Source organism: Flavobacterium sp. KY-23415 (assembly GCF_055384985.1).
Genome location: NZ_AP044001.1, coordinates 4,496,324 through 4,514,542 on the forward strand (window position 1 = coordinate 4,496,324; position 18,219 = coordinate 4,514,542).

Consider the following 18,219-nt stretch of genomic DNA (forward strand, 5'->3'; position numbering starts at 1 on the left):
GCTTCAATAAATATATTTATGTTAGAAACCTCAAAATTGAAGCTCAGAACGTGGATTTTCAGTTTTAGAAGATGGAAATTGAAGTAAATAACCTAAAAATTGAAGCTCAGAACGTGGATTTTCAGTTTCAGAAGCTGGAAATTAAAGTAAATAACCTCAAAATTGAAGCTTAGAACGTGGATTTTCAGTTTCTGAAGCTGGAAATTGAAGTAAATAACCCCAAAATTGAAGCTTAGAACGTGGATTTTCAGTTTCAGAAGGTGGAAATTGAAGTAAATAACCTAAAAATTGAAGCTCAGAACGTGGATTTTCAGTTTAAGAAGGTGGAAATTGAAGTAAATAACCCCAAAATTGAAGCTCAGAACGTGGATTTTCAGTTTCTGAAGCTGGAAATTGAAGTAAATAACCTCAAAATTGAAGCTCAGAACGTGGATTTTCAGTTTCTGAAGTTCTCATTTGTTTTTTTGTTTGACAATGATTAATACCTAATGGTATTGTTTGTAGTATTACTAATGCGATGCTTTCAGCATGACAAGATTGGGTGTTTTAATGGTTAATAATTGATTATTATGGGTAAATAATCACGCTGATTTTGCAGATTCACGCTGATTTTTAGACACAAACTTGTTACCCCTAAAGGTCGCATAAGCCATTAACACACACTACAATTCCCCTCCTCTGGAGGGGTGTCCGAAGGACGGGGTGGTTATACCGTGAAGCTGCAAATGCGATGCTTTCAGCATGACAAGATTAGATATTTTAATGGTTAATGATTAATTGCTGTGGGTAAATAAGCACGCTGATTTTGCAGATTCACACAAATCACAGTACTATTTTATAGAAAATGAATCCAGAATAAAAAAAGCGATCCAAAAGCACAAATGGTATTACTTTTAGAATCGCTTTTCCTTAATTTTATACTTTAATTACATCGTCACGCAACGTGTTACTAAAGCTTATGCTTTGCAGCAACCGTCTAAATTTTCATAGGCTTCAGGATCGGCTTTAACATCGTCTGCATCATAACCCATTTTGCTAATGGCTTCTCTAATGGTTTGTACGTTGGTTTTTTTGCTGTTGTAATACACCGTAAAAGTCATGGCTTTTTCGTCAAGCTCATACATCTTAACGCCTTTAATATTCAGCATTTCAACTTTAAATTTCTCCCCACAAGTCTCACATTGTTGGCAATGATCGCAATGCAAAAACGTTTTAATGACCGCTTTTTGAGTTCCCTTTTGAGCAAAAGCCGCAGTTGAAAAACTAAACAGTACGACTAGAACAAAAAATATTTTTACTATTAATTTCTTCATGAATCATTATTTTATTAATGATTATGACCTTCATGACCTGCTTCTGAATGATCATGTCCTTCATTTGCTACTTTTGCTTCAACTAAATCCATTTCGCAAACACCACACTTCCCTTTTGCTTCATATTCTTTTCCTTTTTCACAATCCATTGGGCAAACATAATGTGCATGCGCATGATGCATGTCTTCTCCAGCTGCATGGTCATGACCTGCATGTTCTTCTGTAGTTTCAGTGCTTTCTACTTTTTTTTCTTCATTTTTACAAGACATTACCGATAAAGTTGCTAATGCAAACATCATCATTACAATTGTTTTTTTCATTTTTAAACTTGTTTTTATTATTAATATAGTGTTTTCTTTTTAGTATAAAATATAGCCTTAATTCAAGTACTCAAGTATGATTCCTTTGAGTAAAAATAGTTTTTTTTACATCTCCACGAAAGCTAAACGGAAGAAAAAGCTTTTTTTCACTTCTGTTTTGTATTCTAATATAAAAAAAATGATTTAAAATTTCATTTTTTGAATCCTAACAGCATTCAGGATTGCTAATAAAGCTACACCCACATCTGCAAAAACAGCTTCCCACATGGTTGCTAAACCTCCTGCTCCTAAAACCAAAACAATAGCTTTAACACTAAACGCTAAAATAATATTTTGCCATACAATTTTCTTGGTTTGTTTGCCAATAGCTATTGCCATTGGAATTTTGCTTGGCCTATCGTCTTGAATTACTATATCTGCGGTTTCAATGGTAGCATCGCTTCCTAATCCTCCCATAGCTATTCCTACGCTACTTAGTGCAACAACAGGAGCATCATTCACTCCATCACCAACAAAAGCAACAGTTTGCTTTGTCGCTAATACTTCTTTAACCTTGTTTACTTTGTCTTCTGGTAATAGGTTTCCAAAGGCATTCTTTATGTTTAGCTTTTGTGCTACAAATTGCACAACAGTATTTTTATCGCCACTTAACATGGTTGTTTGTATTCCTAAGTCTTTGAGTTTTTTTATGGCATCGGAAGCGTCTTCTTTTATACTATCGGCAATGGTTATATATCCAGCAAATAGACCGTCATAAGCAACTGCAATAGTGGTATATACAATGCTTTCTGGATCAATAGTATAAGAAATTGAGAATTTGTCCAATAATTTAAAATTGCCTACTAAAATTTCTTTGTTATTCGTCCTAGCTCTTAATCCATGCCCTGCAATCTCTTCAACTTCCTCGAAGACTATTGTTCTATCTACTTCTCCAACAAATTCACGAATAGCGGTTGCTACAGGGTGCGTGCTTTGGCTTTCTAATGCATTGACTACTTTTAAAATTTCATTTTTATTAAATTCTGACTTAAAAATTACATCTTGAACCTTAAAAACACCTTCCGTTAATGTTCCTGTCTTATCCATAACTACATTTTGAATGGTAGCCAAAATGTCTAAGAAGTTGCTTCCTTTTACTAGAATACCGTTTTTACTTGCTGCTCCAATGCCACCAAAATATCCTAACGGAATGCTAATAACCAAAGCACATGGGCAGGAAATAACTAAAAAAATTAAGGCCCTATATAACCATTGACTAAAAGAATACTCTGGAACAAACAAGACGGGTAAAAAACAAATTAAAACGGCTAAAAGAACCACAATAGGAGTATAAACTTTAGCAAATTTTCTTATAAATAATTCTGTTGGAGCTTTTCTTGAAGTAGCCTCTTCCACCATTTCTAATATTTTAGACAACTTACTATCTGAATAAACTGTTGTAACCTTTATTAGAGAAACTGTAGTGAGATTGATCATTCCTGCCAACACAACATCTTCTTTCTTTTTAGTGTCAGGCTTGCTCTCTCCTGTTAAAGCCGCTGTATTAAAGGAGCCAAAATCTGACAATAAAATTCCATCTAGTCCAACTTTTTCTCCTGGTTTTAGTTGAATTATTTGTCCAACTTGTACTGTTTCTGATTTTACTTTTGAAGCCTTATTGTTTTCATCGAGAAGAGTTACCTCATCTGGTCGTTGATCTAGTAAACTTTTTATGTTTTTTTTAGCTCTAGTAACCGCTAAAGTTTGGAATATTTCTCCAACCGAATAAAAAAGCATTACAGCCACTCCTTCAGGATATTCGCCTATTGCAAAAGCTCCAATTGTTGCTATTGACATTAAAAAAAATTCTGAAAATATAGTTCCTTTTTTAATGCTTAATAAGGCTTCTTTTAATACAGGAAATCCAACAGGTAAATAAGCAATACTATACCATAGTATTCTTGCCCAACCTGAAAACCAGGATTGAGAAAGATATATATCGAAATATATTCCTAATACCAATAATAGAAATGAAATTATTGCTGGCAAAAACATTTTTAAAATACTCTCATTTTGAGCTTCATGATCATGACCATTTTGGTCACTATGGCTATGAGTTTCTTTGGCCTCATGTGAGCAGCAATTCATGGAATCTAAATTGTTTGACATGATACTATTTTTATTTTAAAATAGCACTCGAAATAATTATAAATTCAAGTGCTTATAAAGTTAAACATTATTTTGTTCATGGGCTAAGCATTATATTGTTGAATCAAACATCATAACTAAATTAAAAACAAACAACAGAAAATATAAAATGCTTATATTGTTTGTTTCTTTGTAAAATTGTTAATCCTGAGTTAAACCAATTCAGTATTGAAAAAGATAACAATTTAACAAATAGTCTCTTCAAAATAATTAATGCGAATGACCTCCTCCGCCTTCATTTTTTATCAAATGACTTTGTATATAATAGGCTCCTTTTAGGGCTATTTTTGCTTCTTTTTCTATTTTTTGTAATAGATTAATTTGAACATAACCCAATTGGCTCGCTCCTGTTTTTACTTCAATTCGTTGAAAGTGAAATTCTTTTTCTTTTTCTCCTGTTGCGGGTTCAATGGTTTCCAATACAAATATAAATTCTCTTCCATCTGCTTTTATAACAGCATCAACAGGTAATGCATACACACTTTGAGCTCCAATATCGATTAATGCATTTACATACATTCCAGAAATTAATTTTTGATCTTTGTTGAGTATGTCTGCATGAACTGCAACTGCTTTAGTATCGTTTTCAAAGGCTTTTCCAACGCTAAAAACTTTTCCTGTCACTTCTGTATTATCTTGGTTGGTAAGCACAAAACGAACCGTTTGCCCTTCTTTTACTTTGTATAAATCTTTTTCATAGACCAACAAATCAACATGCAATTTTGAATTATCTACGATGGTTAATAGTGGTTTCCCTATTTCAACATTACTTCCTATTTTTATTTTTATTTCTGTTACATAACCCGAAATTGGAGCTATCACAGGAACTGTTGCAGAAGCTGTTCCGCTGCCATTAATATTAAAAACAGTTAATTGTTTTTCCAACGAACGAAATCTAGCTTTTTCTATCTCATAATCGGATTTTGTTTTTTGAAATGTTTTCTTAGCGTTAACTTCTTCTGCGTTTAATACCGTTTGCCTCTCAAACTCCAATTTCAAAAACTCTAAATTACTTTTAGATGTAAGATATGCCTCTTGTAATTTAGCAAATTCTGGACTTTCAATGGTTACTAACGTTTGTCCTTTTTTTACAAACTGACCTTCTTCAATGAAAATTGATTTTATTATTCCAGTAGTATGTACCGATACATCTGCTTGATTTTGTGGTGGCAATTTTGTGTAACCATTGGCACTAATTACCTCATTCAAGTTCTTTTTACTAAACGTACCTAATTCTATTGCTGCCGATTTGAATTGGGCTTCATTTAAGGCTACTTCTTTTATGCTTGAGGTTTCTACGGCTTCTACTGTTGTTGTTTCTTCATGGTTATGACCTTCGTGACCATCATGATTATGACCGTCATTGTCTGTATGTCTAAAAGAAAAATATAAAACTATTGCCAAAATTATCAAGGCAATTATCATAATAATTTTATAGGTCTTTTTCATCTTTATCTGTATTTAGTAATTGATTTTTAAAATTTTACCTTATTTATTGCTTCTTGGTAAAATGATTCCATCAACTGTTTTTTATTGATTGGTTAAATATTGTAAATTAATTATTGTTTGGTTATAATTTAGAATTGCTTCTCCATAGTTCATTTGAATTTTGAGTGCAGTTTCTAAGCTATTCACATATTCATGATACGAAATTGCCCCATTTAAATAGCCTTTAGATGCATTTTTAAGAATCTCGTTTGCATTTGGAACGGCAATTTGTATATAATAATCTACTAATGATTTGTATGTTTTTAATTGCTTGTTTTGTTGTAGAAACTGACTCTCAACTTGTGCTTGCAAATAGCTTAAGTTTTGTTTCTCTAATGCTATTCTTGTTTGAGCTGCTTTAGATTTAGCCATTGTACTTCCCATAAAAATGGGTAATGAAACACCTACTGAAAATCCTGTAAAGCTTAACGATGAGTCATAGGTTACCATTTGTCCGTTAACTTCTTGATTGCCATTCATCGATTGCATAAAATAGCCTGCTGAAAACTCAGGAAAAAGAGCTGCTTTTTCTAATTTATGATTGGCTTCTGCAATTTTAATTTGATTATTTGCCAATTGCACAGAAGTATTCTGGATTATTTGAGTACTATCTACTGTTGCAATTATAGGGCTAAAAGTTGTCTCTGAAACTTCAAAGTCGGAGTCTAAATTCAACAAGGTCTTTAGTTTTTCTTTTTCAATGAAAATTCTAGTCTCATTTTGTTTGATTTCTTGTTCTAATTCTTGTTGTTTTGCAATGGCAACATTCTTCTCTAGCACATTTGTTTCTCCTGTAGCATATCTTAAATTAGCTGCTTTAACAAATTTTTGCATCTCATTATTTTGCACTGCCAATAATCTATTTTGATTACTGTAGAACAACAATATATTCCACGACTGACGAATAGCAAAGGTGGTTTCTTGTTTAGAAATTCCAACCTTAGTTTCGCTTTCGTTATTAATTTCATTGAGTACTTTTTTCTTTGCACTAATTTGAAACGGATTAAAGCTTTGATTAATACTGAAATTCTTATCGTTCGAATAGGTATTAATTTGCCCAAACGTTCCAACAAACTCCGTTTTGGGTAATTCAAAAGCAGATTTTGTGAGTTGCTTATTCATTTTAGCCTCTAAAACCGAAGCTTGAACTCCTTTATTATTTTTTAACCCCAAAGCTATAGCTTGATTAATATCTAACTTTTGAACTTCCTGTCCATTGGTTGTTAAAGTGAATAATGAAACAACAATTAAGGTGACTATTTTAGGAATACTCTTTTTAGGTTTGTGAATTCCTTTTTCTAAAAAGAAATACAAAATTGGTAAAACAATTAATGTTAACAAAGTAGCCGATAAAAGTCCGCCAATTACAACCGTAGCCAAAGGTTTTTGAACCTCTGCTCCAGCGCTACTACTTATTGCCATTGGTAAGAATCCTAATGACGCAACAGCAGCTGTCATTATAACAGGACGTAAACGAACTTTTGTACCCTCTTTAATTCGATCATAGACATTATCCATTCCTTCTCCTTTTAATTGATTAAAATAACCTATCAATACAATTCCGTTCAATACAGCAACCCCGAAAAGTGCAATAAAACCAACACCCGCAGAAATACTAAATGGCATATTGCGCAACCAAAGTGCAAAAACACCTCCAATTGCAGAAAAAGGAATTGCCGTAAATATTAATAAGGACTGTTTCATGGATTTAAACGTAAAAAACAACAAAATAAATATTAATCCTAAAGCCACTGGTACTGCAATCATTAATCTATTACTTGCCTCGATTAAATTTTGAAATTGTCCTCCATAGGTTGTATAATATCCATCGGGTAATTTTAGACTTGAATCTAATTTCGTTTGAATTTTTTCAACTACCGACTGAACATCTGCATTACCACGAACATTGAAACCTACAACAATTCTTCTCTTTCCTTCTTCCCGAGAAATTTGCATTGGTCCGTCTTCATAATTAACATCTGCAACTTGCTCTAAAGGAATTTGACTTCCAGAAGGTAAGGTAACAAATAATGATTTTATATTTGAAATATCGTTTCTACTATCACTTTCTAGACGAACAACCATATCAAATCTTTTTTCTCCTTCATAAACCATGCCCGCTGTTTCACCTGCAAAACCCATTCTTACAACTCTATTCAGGTCACTCACTTTTAACCCATAAGCAGCCATCTTATCTTTATTATAGCGAATAACAATTTGAGGTAGGCCAGCCACACGTTCGGCTTTGGCATCGGAAACGCCTTCAATATTTTTTATCATTTGAACTACTTCTTCTCCTTTACTAACCAACAAATTAATGTCTTCTCCAAATATTTTAATAGCCACATCGCTACGCACACCAGTCATTAACTCATTAAAACGCATTTGAATTGGTTGCGAAAACTCTGTAAAAACACCTGGAATTTCTTCTAAAGCCGCTTCCATTTTTTCCATTAATTCTTCTCTTGAATCGGCTGAAGTCCATTCGCTTTTATCTTTCAAAATAATCATTACATCGGCTGCTTCCATTGGCATTGGATCGGTTGGTATTTCGGCAGAACCAATTTTAGAGACAATCATCTTAATTTCTGGGAATTTTGCCTTTAATATTTGTTCTGCTTTAGTAGTAGCTTCCACTTCTTGAGATAGTGAACTTCCCGAAGCTATAATTACATGGGTTGCAATATTTCCTTCGTCTAAAGTGGGAATAAATTCGCCTCCTAAACTATTAAAAACAAATAATGCAACAGCAAATAATGCAACAGCAATTATGAGAATAGTTTCTTTAACTCGAAGTGCTTTCTCTAAAACAGGTTCATATATAGCATGTATTTTTTCTATAATTACGTCACTAAAATTACGTTTGTGTCCTGTTTGTTTTTTCAATACTAAAGCAGACATCATTGGAACATAAGTTAATGATAATAAAAACGCTCCTAAAATGGCAAAAGAAACCGTTTGTGCCATTGGACCAAACATTTTTCCTTCAATACCCACTAAGGCTAAAATAGGCAAGTAAACAATTAAAATAATAATTTCCCCAAAAGCAGCACTACTTCTAATTTTCGAGGCAGCAGTATAGACTTCCTCATTCATTTCATCTGCGGTTAACGTCCCTTTTTTGCTTACTTGTAATCGATGCACAATTGCCTCCACAATAATAACAGCACCATCAACGATAAGTCCAAAATCTATTGCTCCCAAACTCATTAAATTGCCACTCACTCCAAATAATTTCATCATAGAAATGGCAAACAACAAAGCCAATGGAATTACAGAGGCAACTACCAAACCTGCACGCCAATTTCCTAATAAAAGAACAAGTATAAAAATAACAATTAAGGCACCTTCAATAAGGTTTTTCTCAACAGTACTAATAGCGTTATTAACCAAAACAGAACGATCCAAGAAAGGTTCAACCATTACCCCTTCTGGTAACGATTTCTTTATCTGTTCTATTTTTTCTTTAACACGATTTACTACTTCACCACTATTTTCTCCTTTAAGCATCATTACCATTCCAGAAACGTCTTCTCCTTTTCCATCTTTAGTAACCGCTCCATAACGAATTCCGCTTCCTTTTTGAACTTTGGCTACATCACGAATTAAAATAGGAACACCATTTTGATTTTTAACTACAATTTTTTCAATGTCATCGATAGACGAAACCATTCCAATTCCTCTAATAAAATAGGCATAGGGTTTTTTATCAATATAGGCTCCTCCAGTATTTTCATTATTCTTTTCTAAAGCATCAAATATCTCCGTAATTGTAGTATTCATGCTCTTCAACTTATTGGGTTGAACTGCAATTTCGTATTGTTTTAAAAAACCACCAAGTGTATTTACTTCTGCTACCCCTTTAGTGCCTGTAAGTTGTGGTTTAATAATCCAATCTTGAATAGTACGAAGTGCTGTGGCATCGTATTTTTTTTCATAGCCATTTTTAGCATAAACAACATACTGATAAATTTCTCCTAAACCAGTAGAAACGGGAGCCATCTCTGGTGATCCTAATGTTGCAGGAATTATTTTTTCTGCTTCTTTTAATCGTTCAGATATTTGAGCTCTTGCCCAATAAATATCTACTTTCTCTTCGAAAACAACCGTAATTACACTTAAACCAAATCGACTAATTGAGCGTAACTCAATAACGTTTGGAATTGGTTTTACTGCTTGTTCTATAGGGTAGGTAATTAATTGTTCTACTTCTTGTGTTGCCAAAGTTGGTGAAGTCGTTATAATTTGAACCTGATTATTCGTTATATCAGGTAGAGCATCAATAGGTAGATTATAGGCAGAATAAATTCCTACTGTTGCTAAAATAAATGTAAATAGTCCAATAATAAATTTATTATTAATACTAAAATGAATGATTTTATCTAACATTTTTATTGTATGAATGAATTAAAATTAAATCCGTTGTTTGCTTCATTAAAAACGTGAGTTCGAGTATTATTTATGCAGCAAAGCGGGACAAAACTTCTCGCTACGCTTCGCACTCGAAGTGACGTGTACTCCAAACCGCTATTATTTTTTTTAGTTGTTCTCAATATAATCTTCAATCGAAAATCAATCGAACTATTGAAGAAATTTAGTTAAAAACTAATTATAACTTACAGAATACATTAAGCAAAATTGAAATTATTATGGATAAGGGATATCCATAAACAACCGTCCGATATAACTCGGAAAATTCATTATACTATTTGAGGGGGTTGCCAAATACTATCAAAGAAAGTGCTTGATAGATTAGACTTGTAGAAAATTATTTTAGATTGAATTTTTTTAAAACGCAATGGAAATTCATAAACTAGAAAAGGTGAATAGGTTAAAACCTGTGCTCCACAACAATTACAATCACAAAAAGGAGGACAAGTATCTTCATCTCCATCTTCATGCGAATGACCTGTATGAATGTGTGTATCTGAAATAGTACTTTGTTTATAGACTTCATTATCATTAATAGTATTATACGCCATCCCATCTGTACAAGGAAGACAGGATAGTATCACTATGTATATTGACAATATGCTATTGAACCATTTCATTTTTTTATATTACATTTTTAGCGTTAACTAAGATAACACAGCATTACTTGTTGGTGCCTAATTCTCAATAATTTTATTTCAATTGTGTTCGGTGAATTCTTATATATTAGTAACAATCACAATACTAATAACCATTCCATCACAACAAATGTACATTTTTTAATTTATTTTCGTTACTTTTTAAGGGCTTACTGTCATAATCTTAATCATTTCTTAAGATTATTTGACTTAACTTTGAATGTACTCATTATTTTCTTCAAATAATAATTTTATGTTTTCATAAGAATTTTGTAAAAGTTCTGGAACCCGATTAGGGTTTACCCATTCAACTTTTTCAATTCCCTCATTTTCTTGTCCTTTAGGTATTCCTTCAAATGTAGATTCCATTTCAAACCAATAGGTTTGTTTCAACTTGTAACGCCCATTTCTTTTAAAAACATGATATGTTTTTTGCAATTTTTTGGTTATAGATAATCCAGAAACTCCTGTTTCCTCTTCTACTTCTCTCATGGCTGTTTCTTCAATCGACTCATTTTTTTCGGTTCCCCCTTTAGGTAAATCCCATTTCCCATTTCTGAAAATGAACAAAATTTCTCCTTTTTTATTATAAACTAAGCCTCCTCCAGCTTTTACTACAGGAATTTTAGCTTTTAGCGTTTTCATAATTAATTTCTCATCAGGATGATACAAAAATGTATTCTGAATTTTATTTTGAAACATTTTTATGATTAGCTTCTTTATATCTATACTTTCCAAAAGAAAAATTTGAAAATTTGTCTCCTTTTGAACTTCATTTGTCAAAAAAAGTGGTTTATCGTTCACAAAAACTTTATACATTTGCAATATGATTTTTAATAATAACACAGCCGAAAAAACAGCCGAATTGCTTTTACAAATAAACGCAATTAAATTAAATTCTAAAAATCCTTTTACATGGGCTTCTGGCTGGAAGTCTCCAATATATTGCGATAACAGAATAATTCTTTCATTTCCAGCAGTTAGGAATTTTATCCGAGAAGAATTTGCAAAAAATATTGAAAAAAAATTTGGAAAACCAGATGTCATTGCTGGTGTTGCCACTGGGGCAATTGGCATTGGCATACTTGTTGCAGAGTATATGGGTCTTCCTTTTGTTTATGTTCGCCCAGAGCCAAAAAAGCATGGCCGTCAGAATCAAATTGAAGGTTTTCTACAAAAAGGACAAAGTGTTGTCGTTGTAGAAGATTTAATTAGTACTGGTGGAAGTAGTCTTTTAGCAGTTGAAGCATTACGTAATGAGGGTGCAATAATTAAAGGAATGGCGGCAATATTTACCTATGGCTTTGATGTCTCTGTGAATCGCTTTAAAGAAGAAAATGTTGAACTTTTTACTTTGAGTGATTATGATTGCCTTTTAAAAGGAGCTGTTGAAAAAAGATATATAGATCAAGAAGAAATGAGTACTTTACAAGAATGGAGAAAAAGCCCATCTACTTGGAATGTAGAAGTTTAATACAAGAAAAAAATAAAAATGAATTTAGAAAGCCCAAAAGTTAGCCTAGATAAATCGTCTGAATATGTTTTTAACGCATTAACTGACGTTAAAAATTTTGAAAAATTGATGCCCGATAATATTGCAAAATTTGAAGTAATTGATGAAAATTGTTTTGAATTTGGTTTAAAAGGTATGCCAGAAATCAAATTAGTAAAAAAGGAAGCAACACCTAACTCCAAAATTATTTTAGGAGCAGCTTCAAGTAAATTACCTTTTACTTTAGTTGCTAATCTTACCGAAATTGAAGCCAACAAAACTGATGTGCAATTATCATTTGATGGTGATTTTAACCCAATGATGGCAATGATGATTAAAGGACCTATTGGAAAATTTATTGAAACTTTAGCAAACAATATGCACAAATTATAATATCAATAATTTTGATTCTAACCAAACTCCTATTCTTTAGGAGTTTTTTTATGTTTATATTTGAGAAAACAAATGGAATGTTTCAAAAATTAAGTATTTTATTTTTAATATTATCGCTGTTTGCAGAAATAATAGGTACAATTGGAGGCTTCGGTTCTTCTGTGTTTTTTGTTCCTATTGCAAGTTTCTTTTTTGATTTCCAATCTGTTCTAGGACTAACAGCAATTTTTCATCTATCTAGTAACATTAGTAAAATAGCACTTTTTAGAAAAGGTTTGAACAAAAAACTGCTTATAAACATTGGGATACCTTCGGTTATTTTTGTAATTATTGGTGGGATAATTTCCAATTATATTAAAACTAATTCATTTCAAGTTATTCTAGGTTCTTTTCTAATTGTTTTTAGCTTATTGTTTCTAATTAAAAAGAAATTAATAATTAAACCAAATCTAAAAGAATCATTAATTGGAGGTTCATTATCTGGATTTACTGCTGGTCTACTGGGTACTGGAGGAGCAATTAGAGGTATCACTATGGCTGCTTTTAATCTCGAAAAAAACGCATTTATTGCTACTTCTGCTGCAATAGATTTCGCAATAGATTTTACACGAACAGTTGTCTATTTTAAAAATGGCTACATTCATCAACATGATTTAATTTATATTCCGTTTCTCTTCCTTATTGGTTTAATTGGTACTTATATTGGCAAATATGTGCTACAATTTATTCCACAAGATAAATTCAAACAAACATCTTTACTTCTTATTTTATTGATTGGAATTACAACTATTATTCAATTTTTATTTAAATAAAATGGTCGCAATTTATCCCCTAAAAATGACTAATTTTATATAATCTCTTATGCTTCACATAAAAATGGCTAATTTATATTTTGTTTAACACATTAAACATATAAGTTAAACAATAATTTTGTAATTTTGAAATAAACATAAAAAAATGACAAAGAAAGTAGCAATAACAAAAGAGTTTTTAATGAATGAATATTCGAAATTCATTTTAGAAAACGCTAAGAAACCTCATACCATTTTTCACTTTTGTCAACATCTAAAAATAGAAGAAAAAGATTTTTATCAATTCTTTCCAAGTTTTGAAAAAATTGAAGAACAAGTTTTTGATATTTTTTTCGAAAACACTATAGAATTACTTCATAAAAGTGATGAATATTATAACTATGATGCGAAAACTAAACTATTAAGTTTCTATTTCACCATTTTTGAATTAATGACTGCTAATAGAAGTTTAGTGCTCTATTTACTAGAACCAGAAAAAGCAAAGCTTCAAAATTTTAAAAAGCTATCATCTTTCCGAATGCATTTTAAGAAATATATCGACAGTTTAGACATTAAGACTATTGAAATTCCTCAAGAGACAATTCAAAAAATTCAAGGTAAAAGCATTTCTGAAATTTCGTGGATTCAGTTTTTAATGACATTAAAATTCTGGATAGACGATACATCACCTTCTTTTGAAAAAACAGACATTTTTATTGAGAAATCTGTGCACGCTAGTTTTGATTTATTAGATCTTACTCCTTTAAAAAACATTATAGATTTTGGTAAATTTCTTTGGAAAGAAAAAGTAAAAATGTAATATGAAATCATTAGACAGCATTCCAACTTCAAAAATTCAACGCGCTTCCAAATTATTACAAACTGGAGCAAAAGTAGGCGTGAATTACTTAAAATATTATGGCGATAAAATCACAAAAAGTGAGGAAGAGGCAAAAGAAAACCTTAACCTTTCTAATGCAGAGGATATATATGATGGATTAAAACAAATGAAAGGAAGCGCTCTAAAAGTAGCACAAATGCTTAGTATGGAAAAGAGCATTTTACCTAGAGCCTATGTAGAAAAGTTCTCTCTATCACAATTCTCTGTGCCGCCATTATCGGCTCCATTAGTTCAAAAAACCTTTAAAAATTATTTTGGAAAAGCTCCGAATGAAATTTTCGATACTTTTAATCTGGAATCTATAAATGCAGCCAGTATTGGACAAGTACATCAAGCTGAAGTGAATGGCAAAAAATTAGCGGTAAAAATTCAGTATCCAGGCATTGCAGAAAGCATTTCTTCCGATTTGGCATTGGTAAAGCCTATAGCCATAAAAATGTTCAACATTAAAGGAAAGGATTCTGATAAATATTTCAAAGAAGTAGAAAATAAATTAATTGAAGAAACTGATTATTTGAATGAACTAAAACAAAGTAAAGAAATTGCTGAAGCATGCAAGCATTTACCCAATATACAATTTCCAAAGTATTACAAAGAATACTCTTCTAACAGGATTCTTACTATGGATTGGATGACAGGCAAACATTTATCTGAGTTTACAGAAGCAAATACTGATGTAAAAAAATCCAATAAAATTGGACAAGCGCTTTGGGATTTTTATATGTATCAGATTCATGTTATTAAAAAAGTGCATGCAGATCCTCATCCAGGAAATTTCTTAGTAAATAATGAAGAACAATTAATTGTATTAGACTTTGGTTGCATGAAAGAAGTTCCGAATGACTTTTACACTCCATATTTTGAATTGGCAAAAAAAGAAAACATAGATAATGCCACTTTTTTTGAATCAAAACTCTACGAACTTGAAATTATAAAAGAAAGTGATACTCTAGATGAAAAGAAATTTTTCACAGCTTTATTTCATGAAATGTTAAGTTTATTTACACAACCATTCCATTCTGAAACCTTTGATTTTTCAGATGCTGATTTTTTTGGAAAGATAGCCGAATTAGGGGAACGCTATTCAAAAAGTTCAGAATTAAGAAATATGAATGGTAACCGAGGTTCTAAACATTTTATCTATATCAATAGAACTTTTTTTGGTTTATATAATTTAATGCACGATATAAAAGCTACAAACGTTAAAATAAATAATTATTTACATTTATAATTACATTTTAAAGTTAACAAAGGCAAATTATGAAAACAACTAACTTAGAAATAGAAAAAATTGACAGAATCATTGAAATGGCATGGGAAGACCGAACTCCATTTGAAGCGATACAATTTCAATTTGGGTTAACTGAAATGGAAACAAAATCTTTAATGCGCAAAGAATTAAAGCGTTCCAGCTATGAATTATGGCGAAAAAGAGTCACAAACAGAAAAACAAAGCATGAAAAACTACGTGTTTTTTCTGAAGGAAGATTTAAATGTAAACTACAACGACAAATTACTAATAATAAGATATCAAAAAGATAAGATTAAAAAAGCCTTGCGAATGCAAGGCTTTTTTAGTATATCTATTTATTACTTCATTATTTAGATAATGCAGCTTTAACTTGATCTGCTGCTTCTTGAAACTGAACTGCAGATAAAATTGGCATTCCAGAATTATCAATTAATTCTTTAGCAATTTCTGCGTTTGTTCCTTGTAATCTAACAATAATTGGCACTTTAATTGCGTCACCCATATTTTTATAAGCATCAACAACACCCTGAGCAACTCTATCACAACGAACAATTCCTCCGAAAATGTTAATCAAAATTGCTTTTACGTTAGAATCTTTTAAGATAATACGGAAAGCTGTTTCAACACGTTTAGCATCTGCTGTTCCACCTACATCTAAAAAGTTAGCTGGCTCAAAACCTGCATATTTAATCAAATCCATAGTTGCCATTGCAAGACCTGCACCGTTAACCATACATCCAACTGTTCCATCTAAATCAACGTAGTTTAATCCTACTTCTTTAGCTTCAACTTCGATTGGATTTTCTTCACGAACATCACGTAATTCAGCTAAATCTTTATGACGGAATAAAGCATTATCATCTAAATCAACTTTAGCATCTACAGCAATAATTTTATCATCAGATGTTTTTAATACTGGGTTAATTTCAAACATTGAAGCGTCTGAGCCAACATATGCTTTGTATAATGCATCAACAAATTTTACCATTTCTTTAAATGCATTTCCAGAAAGACCTAAATTGAAAGCAATTCTTCTTGCTTGAAAACCTTGAAGTCCAACAGCAGGGTCAATTTCTTCAGTAAAAATTAAATGAGGAGTGTGTTCTGCAACTTCTTCAATATCCATTCCACCTTCTGTAGAATACATAATCATATTTCTTGCTTTCCCTCTATTCAATAAAACAGACATATAAAATTCTGAAGTTTCACTTTCACCTGGATAATATACATCCTCTGCAACTAATACTTTATGAACTCTTTTTCCTGTTGGAGGAGTTTGAGGTGTAATCAAATCCATACCAATAATTTGACCTGCAATTTCTGCAACTTGATCTAAATTTTTAGCTAATTTAACTCCACCACCTTTTCCACGACCACCAGCGTGAATTTGTGCTTTAATTACATGCCATCCTGTTCCAGTCTCAGCAGTTAATTGTTTTGCAGCAGCTACAGCTTCCTCAGCGCTATTAGCAACGTGTCCACGTTGAATTCTAACTCCGTAACTTGCTAATATTTCTTTACCTTGATATTCGTGTAAATTCATAATATAATAGGTTTTTTTCTTTTTAAAAAGTGCCACAAAAATAAGAAACTAATTTTTAATTGACTAACATTTTTTATTATTATTTGACATTTTAAGGAATCTAATTTGAGCTCTTTAACAAAAGTAATAAATTTGATTTTGTTACAAATACAACAAAATGTTATTTTTTGTTTTATTCCATTTTATATTTGATTTAATATTATAAAATAATTGTAATTTGCACCAAAATTAATAACAATGAAAAATCAGGATTTATTACAATTAGTAGAAGAATATGGTTCTCCATTATATGTTTATGATGCAGAAAAAATTGAATCGCAATACAAAAGACTTACTAATGCATTTTCAAAAGTAGAACAGTTTAAAATTCATTATGCTGTTAAAGCACTGTCTAACCTTTCCATACTAAAAGTAATAAAAAATTTAGGTTCTGGTTTGGATACTGTTTCTTTGGAAGAAGTCCAACTTGGCTTACATGCTGGTTTTGAACCTAGCGAAATTATGTACACACCCAATGGTGTTTCTCTTGAAGAAATAGAAATTGTTGCGCAGATGGGCGTACAAATTAATATTGACAATCTTTCAGTTTTAGAACAATTTGGAACAAAACATCCTAAAGTTCCTGTTTGCGTTAGAATTAATCCTCATGTCATGGCTGGTGGTAATGCAAATATATCTGTTGGTCATATTGATAGTAAATTTGGAATCTCAATACATCAATTACCTCATTTATTGAGAATTATTGAGAATACAAAAATGAACATCAACGGAATACACATGCATACTGGTTCTGATATTTTGGATGTGGATGTTTTCCTATATGCTGCTGAAATTCTATTCGAAACAGCTAAAAACTTCAAAGATTTACAATTCATAGATTTTGGTAGTGGCTTTAAAGTACCTTACAAAAAAGGTGATATTGAAACTAATGTTGAAGAGTTTGGAAAAAAATTAACAAAACGTTTTTTGGCTTTTGAAAAAGAATATGGAAGACCATTAACCCTTTGTTTTGAACCTGGGAAGTTTCTTGTTAGTGAAGCAGGATTCTTTTTAGCCAGAGTGAATGTTGTGAAACAAACTACTTCAACTGTTTTTGCGGGCATAGATAGTGGTTTCAACCATTTAATTAGACCCATGCTTTATGGTTCGCAACACCATATTGAGAACATTTCAAACCCTAAAGGAAAGGAACGCTATTATTCTGTAGTTGGCTACATTTGTGAAACAGATACTTTTGCTAACAATAGAAGAATTTCAGAAATTCATGAAGGTGATATTTTAAGTTTCCATAATGCTGGAGCATACTGCTTTTCTATGGCATCAAATTATAATTCTAGAGTGAAACCAGCAGAAGTGTTGTGGTTAAACGGGAAAGGGCATTTAATTAGACAACGAGAAACATTTGAAGATATATTAAGAAATCAAATAGAAATCGAAGTTTTAAAAGAAAAAGCTACAGTATAAACACAC

General features: G+C 31.6%; 15 protein-coding genes. 7 read left to right on the forward strand and 8 right to left on the reverse strand.

The features are described from left to right. Positions 1-956: 956 nt before the first annotated feature. The 7 genes from ACZ49Z_RS19755 to ACZ49Z_RS19785 form a co-directional block, all read right to left on the reverse strand. Complete coding sequence (locus ACZ49Z_RS19755) at positions 957-1,313, reverse strand: heavy-metal-associated domain-containing protein (RefSeq protein WP_464306013.1); 357 nt, start codon at positions 1,311-1,313, stop codon at positions 957-959. A 14-nt stretch (positions 1,314-1,327) separates the two neighbouring features. Further along, positions 1,328-1,633: a heavy metal-binding domain-containing protein gene (locus ACZ49Z_RS19760; protein WP_464306014.1), complete on the reverse strand. Its 306-nt coding sequence runs from the start codon at positions 1,631-1,633 to the stop codon at positions 1,328-1,330. A 183-nt stretch (positions 1,634-1,816) separates the two neighbouring features. Further along, on the reverse strand, positions 1,817-3,781 hold the full coding sequence (locus tag ACZ49Z_RS19765; RefSeq protein ID WP_464306015.1) for a heavy metal translocating P-type ATPase: 1,965 nt from the start codon (positions 3,779-3,781) through the stop codon (positions 1,817-1,819). A 249-nt stretch (positions 3,782-4,030) separates the two neighbouring features. Continuing rightward, positions 4,031-5,269, reverse strand: a complete 1,239-nt coding sequence (locus ACZ49Z_RS19770; protein ID WP_464306016.1) for an efflux RND transporter periplasmic adaptor subunit — start codon at positions 5,267-5,269, stop codon at positions 4,031-4,033. Between the two features lie 81 nt (positions 5,270-5,350). Further along, on the reverse strand, positions 5,351-9,697 hold the full coding sequence (locus ACZ49Z_RS19775) for a CusA/CzcA family heavy metal efflux RND transporter (RefSeq protein ID WP_464306017.1): 4,347 nt from the start codon (positions 9,695-9,697) through the stop codon (positions 5,351-5,353). 311 nt (positions 9,698-10,008) lie between these two features. Next, positions 10,009-10,359 (reverse strand): DUF6660 family protein, encoded by a 351-nt coding sequence (locus ACZ49Z_RS19780; protein ID WP_464306018.1) that lies wholly within the window; start codon positions 10,357-10,359, stop codon positions 10,009-10,011. Between the two features lie 228 nt (positions 10,360-10,587). Next, a complete protein-coding gene (locus ACZ49Z_RS19785) occupies positions 10,588-11,196 on the reverse strand; it encodes an NUDIX hydrolase (RefSeq protein WP_464306019.1) in 609 nt (202 codons plus the stop codon). Positions 11,197-11,203: 7 nt separating this feature from the next. Between ACZ49Z_RS19785 and pyrE the strand changes: the two genes are divergently transcribed. The 6 genes from pyrE (at position 11,204) to ACZ49Z_RS19815 (ending at position 15,496) form a co-directional block, all read left to right on the forward strand. Then, positions 11,204-11,851, forward strand: coding sequence for an orotate phosphoribosyltransferase (gene pyrE, locus ACZ49Z_RS19790; RefSeq protein WP_464306020.1), 648 nt, complete (start codon positions 11,204-11,206; stop codon positions 11,849-11,851). Between the two features lie 18 nt (positions 11,852-11,869). Next, positions 11,870-12,262 (forward strand): SRPBCC family protein, encoded by a 393-nt coding sequence (locus ACZ49Z_RS19795; RefSeq protein ID WP_464306021.1) that lies wholly within the window; start codon positions 11,870-11,872, stop codon positions 12,260-12,262. A 77-nt stretch (positions 12,263-12,339) separates the two neighbouring features. Beyond that, the gene (locus ACZ49Z_RS19800) at positions 12,340-13,074 is read left to right on the forward strand and encodes a sulfite exporter TauE/SafE family protein (RefSeq protein ID WP_464306022.1); all 735 of its coding nucleotides are present in this window, start codon (positions 12,340-12,342) and stop codon (positions 13,072-13,074) included. A gap of 145 nt (positions 13,075-13,219) precedes the next feature. Next, positions 13,220-13,873, forward strand: coding sequence for a TetR family transcriptional regulator C-terminal domain-containing protein (locus tag ACZ49Z_RS19805; protein ID WP_464306023.1), 654 nt, complete (start codon positions 13,220-13,222; stop codon positions 13,871-13,873). Position 13,874: 1 nt separating this feature from the next. Next, positions 13,875-15,185, forward strand: a complete 1,311-nt coding sequence (locus ACZ49Z_RS19810) for an ABC1 kinase family protein (protein WP_464306024.1) — start codon at positions 13,875-13,877, stop codon at positions 15,183-15,185. A 29-nt stretch (positions 15,186-15,214) separates the two neighbouring features. Then, on the forward strand, positions 15,215-15,496 hold the full coding sequence (locus ACZ49Z_RS19815) for a TIGR03643 family protein (RefSeq protein WP_464306025.1): 282 nt from the start codon (positions 15,215-15,217) through the stop codon (positions 15,494-15,496). Positions 15,497-15,552: 56 nt separating this feature from the next. On the opposite strand, the gene sucC is transcribed toward ACZ49Z_RS19815, so the two are convergent. Beyond that, complete coding sequence (gene sucC / locus ACZ49Z_RS19820) at positions 15,553-16,749, reverse strand: ADP-forming succinate--CoA ligase subunit beta (RefSeq protein WP_464306026.1); 1,197 nt, start codon at positions 16,747-16,749, stop codon at positions 15,553-15,555. A gap of 237 nt (positions 16,750-16,986) precedes the next feature. Between sucC and lysA the strand changes: the two genes are divergently transcribed. After that, entirely contained in the window at positions 16,987-18,213 is a 1,227-nt protein-coding gene (gene lysA / locus ACZ49Z_RS19825) for a diaminopimelate decarboxylase (protein ID WP_464306027.1), read from the forward strand. Positions 18,214-18,219: the final 6 nt, after the last annotated feature.